Genomic DNA, 11,683 nt, shown 5'->3' with positions numbered 1-11,683 from the left:
AACCTGGGCTCCGAGCATTCCGGAATTCTGGTGTTACCCCCCGGCACCGCCGAACCGGGCGATCCCGCGGCTGACGTCCTCGGCCTCGCCGACGTCGTGTTCGACCTCGCCATCACGCCCGACCGTGGTTACTGCCTCTCCGTCCGCGGGATGGCTCGGGAGATCGCATGCGCCTACGATCTCGACTTCGTCGACCCGGCGGACGTCGAGCCGTTGCCCGCCACGGGCGATGCCTGGCCGCTGACGGTTCAATCCGGTACCGGTGTTCGACGATTCGGGCTCCGTCCCGTCACCGGAATCGACCCGACCGCGGTGTCTCCATGGTGGCTCCGACGACGGCTGATGTTGAGCGGGATCCGGGCCATTTCGCCCGCCGTCGACGTGACGAATTACGTCATGCTCGAGATCGGGCACCCGATGCACGCCCACGACCGCAGCCTCATCACGGGCGGTTTCGACGTGCGTTTCGCGAAGCCGGGGGAGACGGTGATCACCCTGGACGACGTCGAGCGTCGGCTCGATCCCGGTGACGTGCTGATCGTCGACGACGTCGCGACCGCTGCCATCGGCGGTGTGATGGGCGCGGGCACCACCGAGGTGCGGGAAAGCACCACCGACGTATTGCTCGAGGCCGCGGTGTGGGACCCGGCGGCCGTGTCGCGCACCCAGCGCAGGCTGCACCTCGTCAGCGAAGCGGGCCGCCGTTACGAGCGCACCGTCGACCCGGCGATCTCCGTTGCAGCGCTTGATCGTTGCGCCAGCCTGCTGGCGGACATCGCCAACGGAACCGTCGAGCCGACGCTCACCGATTGGCGTGGTGACCCACCGCGCGACGATTGGTCGCCGGAGTCGGTCGCCATGCCAGAGGATCTGCCGGACCGGACGGCGGGCGTGCGCTACGAGGACGGCGCGACGGTGCGGCGACTGACCCAGATCGGCGGTCGGGTAACGGTTTCCGACGGGCACGTCACGGTCGTGCCGCCGAGTTGGCGGACCGATCTCAAGCTGCCCGCCGACCTTGTCGAAGAGGTATTGCGACTCGAAGGTCTCGAGAAGATCCCCTCGGTGCTGCCGCCTGCGCCGGCAGGGCGCGGACTGACCCCCGCTCAGCAGCGCCGGCGGGCGATCGGAAGATCGTTGGCGCTCAACGGTTTCGTGGAAGTCCTGCCGACACCGTTCCTGCCGGCGGGAATCTTCGACGCATGGGGACTGCCCGACGACGACTACCGGCGCGCCACCATGACGGTGCTCAACCCGCTGGAGGCCGACCGCCCCCAGCTCGCGACCACATTGCTGCCGGGCCTGCTCGAGGCATTGGTCCGCAACGTTTCCCGCGGCGCCCCGGACATCGCGTTGTTCGGCATCGAGCAGGTGGTGCTGGCCACCGCGCAGACCAAGACCGTCGAGCGGCTCCCCGTCGACCGTCGTCCCACCGATGCCGAGATCGCGACCATCGACGCGGCGCTGCCCCGGCAGCCATTGCACGTCGGCGCCGTCCTCACCGGCCTGCGCGAGCCGGCGGGCCCATGGGGGCCAGGGCGTCCGGTCGACGCAGTGGACGCGTTCGAGGCGGTGCGCGTCATCGGCCGGGCCTGCGGAGTCGAGTTCGACTTCCGCGCCACGCAGCTGCTGCCGTGGCATCCGGGGCGCTGCGCGGAGATCGTCCTCGGCGGCGAGGTGATCGGTCATGCGGGCCAGTTGCACCCCGCGGTCATCGAGCGCACGGGCCTGCCGAAGGGCGTTTGCGCCGTGGAACTCGACCTCAGTGCCGTCCCCGTGACCGAACGCCTGCCCGCCCCCGCGGTGTCCCCGTTCCCCGCCGTGTTCCAGGACGTCAGCCTCATCGTGGCTGCTGATGTCGCCGCACAGGACGTCGCCGACGCGGTGCGCGACGGGGCAGGCGAGCTGCTCGAGGACGTCAGGGTGTTCGACGTGTACGTCGGTCCGCAGGTCGGTGAGGGGAACAAGTCCCTGGCGCTGGCCTTGCGGTTCCGCGCGCCCGACCGGACGTTGACCGAGGACGAGGCGAGCGCGGCACGCGATGCGGCGGTCGCCGCGGCCGTCCAACGCGTCGGCGCCGTACAGCGCCGATAAATGAATTTGCACCTGCCTGCATAACCATGCAGAATCGCTGCATGATCTCAGTAGCGGTGGCGGGTGCCAGCGGCTATGCGGGGGGCGAGATCCTGCGCCTGCTGCTCGGTCACCCCGCCCTTGCGGACGGTCGCCTGACCATCGGGGCGTTGACGGCCGCGGCCAGCGCGGGAACCGGCGTCACCGAGCACCACCCGCACCTGTTGCCACTGGCCGACCGGGTTCTCGAGTCGACTGATGTCGACGTGCTGGCCGGTCACGACGTGGTGTTCCTGGCTCTGCCGCACGGGCACTCCGCCGCGCTGGCCGAGCAACTCGGATCCGACACCCTGATCGTGGACTGTGGCGCCGACTTCCGGCTCACCGACCCCGCGGCGTGGGAGAGGTTCTACGGCTCTGCCCACGCGGGCAGCTGGCCCTACGGGCTACCCGAGTTGCCGGGCGGGCGGGAGGCGCTGCGGGTCACCAAGCGGGTCGCCGTTCCAGGTTGCTACCCGACGGCCGCCCTTCTCGCGCTGCTGCCCGCACTGGCTGGGGAGCTCGTCGAGCCTGCCGTGACGGTAGTGGCGGTGAGCGGCACGTCCGGGGCGGGCCGTGCCGCGAAGGTCGACCTCCTGGGTTCGGAGGTGATCGGGTCGGCGAGGGCGTACAGCGTCGCCGGGGCGCACCGGCACACACCCGAGATCGCGCAGGGTCTGCGCACGGTCAGCGGCAAGGACGTCACCGTATCCTTCACGCCCGTGCTCATTCCGACGTCGCGCGGCATCCTCGCCACGTGCACGGCGCGAACCGACGCACCTTTGTCGGAGATTCGGGCCGCGTACGAAAAGATGTACGCCCACGAACCGTTCGTTCATCTGCTGCCAGAGGGACGCCTGCCGACCACCGGATCGGTGATCGGTAGCAACGCCGCCCAGGTCGCCGTCGCCGTCGATGCGGACGCCGGCGTGTTGGTGGCCCTGTGCGCAATCGACAACCTGGTCAAGGGAACTGGAGGGGCAGCCGTGCAGTCGATGAACCTGGCGCTGGGATGGCCGGAGACGGAAGGACTTTCGACTGTGGGGGTGGCACCGTGAACTTAGTGCGCAACCAGGGCGTGACCGCTCCTTCTGGCTTCCGGGCGACCGGCATCGCGGCGGGCATCAAGGTCTCCGGCAAACCGGATCTGGCCCTGGTCTTCAACGAGGGTCCCGACTACGGCGCCGCCGCGGTGTTCACCCGCAACAAGGTCAAGGCCGCCCCAGTGCTGTGGACGCAGCAGGTGATGACCACCAAGCGTCTGCGCGCTGTCATCCTGAACTCAGGCGGGGCCAACGCCTGCACGGGACCGCTGGGCTTCCAGGACGCCCACGCGACCGCAGAAGCCGTCGCCAACGCCCTTTCCGACTGGGGAACCGAGACCGGAGCCATCGAAGTCGCCGTCTGCTCGACCGGACTGATCGGTGACCGGCTGCCCATGGACAAGGTCCTCGGCGGCGTCAAGGACATCGTGCACGAGATGGCGGGCGGTCTGACCGGTGGGGCCGAGGCGGCCCAGGCCATCATGACCACCGACACCGTCGCGAAACAGGTTGCGCTGCACCACGAGGGCAGTTGGACGGTCGGCGGCATGGCGAAGGGAGCGGGCATGATGGCGCCATCGCTGGCCACCATGCTGTGCGTCATCACCACCGATGCGGTGGCCGACGCCGACGCGCTCGACCGCGCGCTGCGCAACGCCGCTGCCCGCACCTTCGACCGGCTCGACATCGACGGCAGCTGCTCGACCAACGACACCGTGCTGCTGCTCGCCTCCGGCGCCAGTGAGATCGCGCCCAGCCAAGCCGATCTCGACGCCGCCGTTCTCGCCGTCTGTGACGACCTCTGCCTGCAACTGCAGGCGGACGCCGAGGGCGTCACCAAGCGCGTCGCCGTCACCGTCAACGGTGCCGCCAGCGAGGAGGACGCGCTCGTCGCGGCACGTGTCATCGCCCGCGACAGCCTGGTCAAGACGGCCATCTTCGGTTCCGACGCCAACTGGGGCCGGGTTCTCGCGGCAGTCGGGATGGCGCCGGTCGACATGGCCCCGGACCGGATCAGCGTGTCCTTCAACGGTTCTCCAGTGTGCGTGGACGGCGCCGGCGCTCCTGGCGCACGCGAGGTGGACCTGTCCGGTGCCGAGATCTCCGTCGTCGTCGGACTCGGCGTCGGCACCGGCGAGGCGACCATTCGCACCACGGATCTCTCCCACGCCTACGTCGAAGAGAACTCGGCCTACTCCTCGTGACCGTCACGGATGTCGAGACGAAGGCGGGGGTGCTGGCCGAGGCCCTGCCGTGGCTCAAGCAGCTGCACGGCAAGATCGTCGTCGTCAAGTACGGCGGAAACGCAATGACCGACGACGTCCTCAAGGCCGCGTTCGCCGCCGACATGGTGTTCCTGCGCAACTGCGGCATCCACCCCGTCGTCGTGCACGGTGGCGGCCCGCAGATCAGCGCCATGCTCAAACGGCTCGGCATCGAGGGCGACTTCAAGGGCGGGTTTCGGGTCACCACACCGGAAGTGCTCGACGTCGCAAGGATGGTTCTGTTCGGGCAGGTCGGCCGCGAGCTCGTCGGCCTGATCAACGGTCACGGGCCGTATGCCGTCGGCATCACCGGTGAGGACGCGCACCTGTTCACCGCGGTGCGGCGCAGCGTGACCGTCGACGGCGTGGCGACCGACATCGGGCTCGTCGGCGACGTCGAGAAGGTCGACACCAGAGCGGTGCTGGACCTCATTGCCGCAGGCCGTATTCCCGTGGTCTCGACCATCGCGCCGGACGCTGCCGGCGTGGTGCACAACATCAACGCCGACACCGCGGCGGCCGCCCTTGCCGAGGCGCTGAACGCCGAGAAGCTACTGATGCTCACCGACGTCGAAGGCCTCTACACCAGCTGGCCCGACCGTGCGTCGCTGGTCAGCGAGATCGACGTGGCGACCCTGACTGGCCTGCTCCCGTCGCTCGAATCGGGCATGGTGCCCAAGATCGAGGCCTGCCTGCGCGCGGTGGCCGGTGGCGTGCCGAGCGCGCACGTCATCGATGGCCGCGTCGAGCACTGCGTGCTTGCTGAACTGTTCACCAACGAGGGATCCGGAACGAAGGTGGTGATGAAGTGACGAACACGAACACCCAAGGGCTGCAGGAGCGTTGGCAGGCCGTGATGATGGACAACTACGGCACGCCGCCAATCGCGTTGGTCAGCGGGGACGGCGCGGTCGTCACCGATGCCGATGGCAGATCCTATGTGGACCTGCTTGGCGGCATCGCGGTCAACGTGCTCGGACACCGCCATCCCGCCGTCATCGAGGCCGTGACCAACCAGCTGAACACGCTCGGCCACACGTCCAATCTCTATGCCACCGAGCCGGGGATCGCGTTGGCCGAGGCGTTGGTCGCCCATCTCGGCGGCGAGATCAAGGCCCGGGTGTTCTTCTGCAACTCGGGTACCGAGGCCAACGAGGTCGCCTTCAAGATCACCCGCCTCACCGGACGCACCGAACTCGTCGCCGCCGAAGGCGCCTTCCACGGCCGCACCATGGGCTCGTTGTCGCTCACCGGGCAGCCGGCCAAGCAGGCGCCGTTCGAACCATTGCCCGGCAACGTCACCCACGTCCCCTACGGCGACGCCACCGCGCTCGCAGCGGCCGTCACGGACCGGACCGCCGCGGTCTTCCTCGAGCCGATCATGGGGGAGGGCGGTGTCGTCACACCGCCGCCGGGCTACCTCGTCGCGGCCCGCGAGATCACCGCCGAGCACGGCGCGCTCCTGGTTCTCGACGAAGTGCAGACGGGGGTCGGTCGCACGGGAACCTTCTACGCCCACCAGCACGACGGCATCACGCCCGACCTGATCACCCTCGCGAAGGGATTGGGCGGCGGGCTGCCGATCGGTGCCTGCCTGGCGATCGGCGACGCTGCCGACCTGCTGACCCCGGGCCTGCACGGCAGCACCTTCGGCGGCAATCCGGTGTGCACGGCCGCCGCGCTCGCGGTCCTGCGGACGCTGGCCGACGACGATCTCATCAGTCGGGCCGACGTCCTCGGCAAGACGATCAGCCACGGCATCGAAGCGATCGGCCACCCACTGGTCGACCACGTCAGGGGCCGCGGACTGCTGCGCGGCATCGTCCTGACCGCACCGCAGGGCAAGGCGGTCGAGTTCGCGGCACGCGAGGCGGGGTTTCTCGTCAACGCCGCCGCGCCGGATGTCGTCCGATTGGCTCCGCCATTGGTCGTGACCGAGGCGCAGATCGAGGCGTTCCTCACCGCACTGCCAGCCATCCTCGACACGGCAGGAAAGACACAGTGACCGCCAGGAACTTCCTCCGTGACGACGACCTGTCGCCGGGTGAGCAGGCCGAAGTGCTGGCTCTCGCAGCTGAACTCAAGAAGGCGCCGTTCAGCGCGCGCCCGCTGGAGGGACCCCGCGGCGTCGCCGTCATCTTCGAGAAGAACTCCACTCGGACGCGATTCTCGTTCGAGGTGGGAATCGCCCAACTCGGCGGTCACGCAGTGGTCGTGGACGGGCGCAGTACGCAACTCGGTCGCGAGGAGACCCTCGAGGACACCGGGCAGGTCCTGTCGCGCTACGTCGACGCCATCGTCTGGCGCACCTTCGCGCAGGAACGTCTGACCGCGATGGCCTCGGGTGCGACGGTGCCGATCGTCAACGCGCTGTCCGATGAGTTCCACCCGTGCCAGGTACTCGCGGACCTCCAGACGCTGGCCGAACGCAAGGGTGCTCTTCCTGGGCTGCGGATGACCTACTTCGGCGACGGCGCCAACAACATGGCTCACTCGCTGATGCTGGGCGGTGTCACCGCGGGCATCCACGTCACCATCGCCGCGCCAACGGGTTTCGAGCCCGCCAGACAGTTCGTGGCGGCCGCGGAGCGCCGGGCCGCCGAGACCGGGGCATCGGTCACCGTGACCACCGACCCGAGGGCGGGGGCGGAAGGCGCCGACGTCATCGTCACCGACGCCTGGACCTCGATGGGCCAGGAGAACGACGGCCTCGACCGGGTCCGTCCCTTCCGCCCCTTCCAGGTGAACGACGAGCTGATGAAGTTGGCAGATCCCGACGCCGTCCTCTTGCACTGCCTTCCTGCACACCGCGGACACGAGATCACCGACGACGTCATCGACGGACCGCAGAGTGCGGTCTGGGACGAGGCCGAGAACCGTCTGCACGCGCAGAAGGCGCTACTGGTGTGGCTTCTGGAGAAGTCGTGACGGGGCCATGACGACAGCGACTAGAGCCGGCCGGCAGGCGCGCATCGTGACGCTCCTGTCGTCCAACTCGGTGCGTAGTCAGAGCGAACTGGCAGCGATGCTGGCCGCCGAGGGCATCGACGTCACCCAGGCCACGCTGTCACGTGATCTCGAAGAGCTCGGTGCGGTGAAGCTGCGGGGCGCCGACGGCGGCACCGGCGTCTACATCGTGCCGGAGGACGGCAGCCCGGTGCGTGGCGTGTCCGGGGGGACCGACCGGATGTCGAAGCTGCTCGGTGACCTGCTGGTGTCCACGGATGCCAGCGGTAACCTCGCGGTCCTGCGCACCCCGCCCGGGGCCGCCCACTACCTGGCCGCCGCGATCGACCGGTCGTCCCTGCCGTTCGTCGTCGGCACCATCGCCGGTGATGACACGATCCTGGTGGTGGCCCGCGAACCCATGACCGGTGCGGAACTGGCGAGCACCCTCGAAGACTTGCAGTAACCCGAACAGCCCCAAGTAATCAAGGAGATCGATCAAATGTCCGAACGCGTCATCCTGGCGTACTCCGGTGGTCTGGACACCTCCGTGGCGATCAGCTGGATCGGCAAGGAGACCGGCCGCGAGGTCGTGGCGGTGGCCATCGACCTTGGCCAGGGCGGTGAGGACATGGAGGTCGTGCGGCAGCGCGCCATGGACTGCGGCGCCGTCGAGGCGGTCGTCGTGGACGCGCGCGACGAGTTCGCCGAGGAGTACTGCCTGCCGACCATCAAGAGCAACGCGCTCTACATGGACCGTTACCCGCTGGTGTCCGCGATCAGCCGCCCCCTGATCGTCAAGCATCTGGTGGAGGCAGCGCGCGAACATGGCGGTGGCATCGTCGCCCACGGGTGCACCGGCAAGGGTAACGACCAGGTGCGCTTCGAGGTCGGATTCGCCTCGCTGGCACCTGATCTCGAGGTGCTGGCGCCTGTCCGCGACTATGCGTGGACCCGGGAGAAGGCAATCGCGTTCGCCGAGGAGAACGCGATCCCGATCAACGTCACCAAGCGGTCACCGTTCTCCGTCGACCAGAACGTGTGGGGACGCGCGGTGGAAACCGGCTTCCTGGAACACCTTTGGAACGCCCCCACCAAGGATGTCTACGACTACACCGAGGACCCCACGGTCAACTGGAGCTCACCCGACGAGGTCATCGTGGGCTTCGAAAAGGGCACGCCTGTCTCCATCGACGGTAGGCCCGTCACCGTGTTGGAGGCCATCGTCGAGCTCAACCGCCGCGCGGGCGCCCAGGGCGTGGGTCGGCTCGACGTCGTCGAGGACAGGCTGGTCGGCATCAAGAGCCGGGAGATCTACGAGGCCCCAGGCGCCATGGTGTTGATCACCGCCCACACCGAACTCGAGCACGTCACGCTGGAGCGCGAACTGGCCAGGTTCAAGCGGACCACCGATCAGCGCTGGGGCGAGCTGGTCTACGACGGACTGTGGTACTCGCCGCTCAAGAACGCGTTGGAGTCGTTCGTCGCGAACACCCAGGAGCACGTGACGGGTGAGATCCGGCTGGTGTTGCACGGCGGCCACATCGCCGTCAACGGCAGACGCAGCCCCGAATCGCTGTACGACTTCAACCTCGCCACGTACGACGAGGGCGACACGTTCGACCAGTCGAGCGCCAAGGGCTTCGTGCACGTGCATGGGCTGTCGTCGAAGATCGCCGCCCAGCGAGACCTGGCGGGCCAGTGACTCACCCCTCCTTCTGGCCACCCTCCTTCCCGCGAGCGTGCGTGTCTGTACGCCGACACGCCGTTCAGGCCGTACATCGGCGCACGCTCGTGCCGCAGTTGAGCCCCCCGGGGTCGGGTCAGTGAGTACCAACGAGGGCTCGCTGTGGGGCGGTCGGTTCGCCAACGGCCCGTCGGACGCCCTTGCCGCGCTGAGCAAGTCGACCCACTTCGACTGGGCCCTGGCGCCGTACGACGTCAGGGCATCCAAGGCGCACACCCTGGTGCTCTTCCGGGCCGGGCTGCTGACCGACGATCAGCGCGACGGACTGCTCGCCGGGTTGGACGCGCTCGGGAACGACGTCGCCGACGGCAGCTTCCTGCCCCTGCCGTCGGACGAGGACGTGCACGGGGCTCTGGAGCGCGGCCTGATCGAGCGGGCAGGCGAGGATCTCGGCGGGCGTCTGCGCGCGGGCCGCTCGCGCAACGATCAGGTGGCGACACTCTTCCGGATGTGGCTCCGTGACGCCATGCGGGTCGTCGGCAACGGAGTGCTCGACGTCGCCGGTGCGCTGGCGACGCAGGCCGCGTCTCATCCCACGGAGATCATGCCGGGCAAGACGCATCTGCAGTCGGCGCAGCCGATCCTGTTGGCGCACCACCTCCTTGCGCATGCCCACCCGCTGCTCCGCGACGTCGACAGGATCATCGACTTCGACGACCGTGCGGCGATATCGCCGTACGGGTCGGGGGCGCTCGCAGGGTCCTCACTGGGCCTCGATCCCGACGCGATCGCCGAGGACCTCGGATTCACCGCCGCCGCCGACAATTCGATCGACGCAACGGCTTCCCGCGACTTCGCCGCGGAGGCGGCCTTCGTGCTGGCGATGATCGCCGTCGACCTGTCGCGACTTGCCGAGGACATCATCCTTTGGAGCACGACAGAATTCGGCTACGTCAAGCTGCACGACTCCTGGTCGACGGGCAGCTCGATCATGCCCCAGAAGAAGAATCCCGACATCGCCGAACTGGCAAGGGGAAAGTCGGGCCGCCTGATTGGCAACCTCGCCGGCCTGCTGGCCACCCTCAAGGCCCAGCCGCTTGCCTACAACCGCGATCTGCAGGAGGACAAGGAACCGGTCTTCGACTCCGTGGCGCAGCTGGAGATGCTGCTGCCCGCAATGGCCGGACTGGTCGGCACGCTGCGCTTCGACGCCGAGCGGATGGCGGAGCTCGCGCCATTGGGGTACACGCTGGCCACCGACGTCGCCGAATGGCTTGTCCGGCAGGGATTGCCGTTCCGCGTCGCGCACGAGGCCGCGGGCGCCGCGGTGAAGGCGGCCGAGGCGCGCGGGGTGGGACTCGAGGAACTCACGGATGACGAACTGGCGGCCATCCACCCAGGGCTGACGGCCGAGGTCCGCGAAGTGCTCACCGTCGCGGGTTCGGTGAACTCACGCGACGCCCGCGGTGGCACGGCGCCGATACAGGTGGCCAAGCAGCTGGGCATCGTCCGGGACACCGCAGACGAGCTCAGGATTCGTCTGTCCGGCTAGTCTTGGTCGATGTCGCCCCTGTCGAATCTCACCACCGATGCCGGCGACGGGCGTGCGGCCAGGAAAGTGGTACCGCGCCGCAGCCTTGCCGACTGGGATCCCAACGGCCGCGGGCACGACGCGCTGGCGACGATCCTGGCCCAGAATGCGATTCGCACCGAAGACCTGTTGCCCATCCGGCACGGTCGGATGGCCGCATCGCCGTGGACGTATTTCCGCGGGGCCGCCGCGGTGATGGCGGCAGATCTCGCGTCGACACCGAACACCGGCATCACCGTCCAGATGTGCGGCGACGCACACGTTCTCAACTTCGGACTGTGGAACACACCGGAGCGCAACGTGTCCTTCGATCTTCGTGACTTCGACGAGACGCTGCCCGGTCCGTTCGAATGGGACGTCAAGCGGCTGGCCGCATCCCTGGTCGTCCTGGCCCGGGCCCACGGGTTGTCGGAATCCGTTGGCCGACAGTCTGTGTCCGCGGCGTATCGCGGCTACTCGACGCGCATCCACGGGTACGCACCGATGCCGGAGATCGATATCTGGTACGACCAGATCGACGTCGACGACCTCCTGAAGTACCTGGCGCCGTACGACGCCGACGAAGTCGGTAGTCAGCTGGAGTCTCGGCTGCGAAAGCGCACCAGCCGTGGGGCGTCGAAGAAGTTGACCACCGTCGTCGACGGCCGCCGTCGGATCATCGAAGATCCGCCCTTTCGCACCCACGCCTTCGGCGAAACCGATGCCGACCCGGACGAGATCTTCCTCGCCTACCGCGAGTCGCTGCCCGATCACGTCTGGAGCCTGTTGACGCGATTCGACCTCGCCGACGCGGTCCGTCAGGTCGTCGGCGTGGGTAGCGTCGGCATGCGGGTCTATCTCGTATTGCTCGAGGAACGTCGCACGCGCGATCCATTCTTTCTGCAGATCAAACAGGCTGGCCCATCGGTGTACGAGCAGTACACCGAAAGTAGTGAGTACACCCATCACGGTCAGCGAGTCGTCAATGGCCAGCGGTTGATTCAGAGCTCCACCGACCTGTTCGTGGGGTGGACCAGCATTGAGGGGAATGACTACTACG

The 11,683-nt window shown here is 68.2% G+C and carries 10 protein-coding genes; all 10 read left to right on the top strand.

Annotation, left to right across the window (positions count from 1 at the left end):
- Window positions 1-2,094, top strand: a 2,094-nt coding sequence (gene pheT, locus ACRDUX_RS27775) for a phenylalanine--tRNA ligase subunit beta (protein WP_526418548.1), incomplete at its 5' end; no start/stop codon positions are given.
- A gap of 26 nt (window positions 2,095-2,120) precedes the next feature.
- Window positions 2,121-3,170 (top strand): N-acetyl-gamma-glutamyl-phosphate reductase, encoded by a 1,050-nt coding sequence (gene argC / locus ACRDUX_RS27770; RefSeq protein WP_526418546.1) that lies wholly within the window; start codon window positions 2,121-2,123, stop codon window positions 3,168-3,170.
- Window positions 3,125-4,360, top strand: coding sequence for a bifunctional glutamate N-acetyltransferase/amino-acid acetyltransferase ArgJ (gene argJ / locus ACRDUX_RS27765; RefSeq protein WP_526418544.1), 1,236 nt, complete (start codon window positions 3,125-3,127; stop codon window positions 4,358-4,360). Before argC ends, argJ begins: the two co-directional genes overlap by 46 nt.
- Window positions 4,357-5,232, top strand: a complete 876-nt coding sequence (argB, locus tag ACRDUX_RS27760) for an acetylglutamate kinase (protein ID WP_526418542.1) — start codon at window positions 4,357-4,359, stop codon at window positions 5,230-5,232. Before argJ ends, argB begins: the two co-directional genes overlap by 4 nt.
- Window positions 5,229-6,425, top strand: coding sequence for an acetylornithine transaminase (locus tag ACRDUX_RS27755; protein WP_526418540.1), 1,197 nt, complete (start codon window positions 5,229-5,231; stop codon window positions 6,423-6,425). Before argB ends, ACRDUX_RS27755 begins: the two co-directional genes overlap by 4 nt.
- Complete coding sequence (gene argF / locus ACRDUX_RS27750) at window positions 6,422-7,348, top strand: ornithine carbamoyltransferase (protein WP_526418538.1); 927 nt, start codon at window positions 6,422-6,424, stop codon at window positions 7,346-7,348. Before ACRDUX_RS27755 ends, argF begins: the two co-directional genes overlap by 4 nt.
- A 7-nt stretch (window positions 7,349-7,355) precedes the next feature.
- A complete protein-coding gene (locus tag ACRDUX_RS27745; RefSeq protein ID WP_526418536.1) occupies window positions 7,356-7,832 on the top strand; it encodes an arginine repressor in 477 nt (158 codons plus the stop codon).
- Between the two features lie 36 nt (window positions 7,833-7,868).
- Entirely contained in the window at window positions 7,869-9,071 is a 1,203-nt protein-coding gene (locus ACRDUX_RS27740; RefSeq protein ID WP_526418534.1) for an argininosuccinate synthase, read from the top strand.
- 121 nt (window positions 9,072-9,192) lie between these two features.
- On the top strand, window positions 9,193-10,605 hold the full coding sequence (gene argH / locus ACRDUX_RS27735) for an argininosuccinate lyase (RefSeq protein ID WP_526418532.1): 1,413 nt from the start codon (window positions 9,193-9,195) through the stop codon (window positions 10,603-10,605).
- Window positions 10,606-10,614: 9 nt separating this feature from the next.
- A partial coding sequence (locus ACRDUX_RS27730) for a DUF2252 domain-containing protein (protein ID WP_526418530.1) occupies window positions 10,615-11,683 on the top strand: 1,069 nt, incomplete at its 3' end.

This window comes from Mycobacterium sp., from assembly GCF_050701675.1.
Lineage (GTDB): Bacteria > Actinomycetota > Actinomycetes > Mycobacteriales > Mycobacteriaceae > Mycobacterium.
This window is presented reverse-complemented; position numbering and strand designations above follow the sequence as displayed.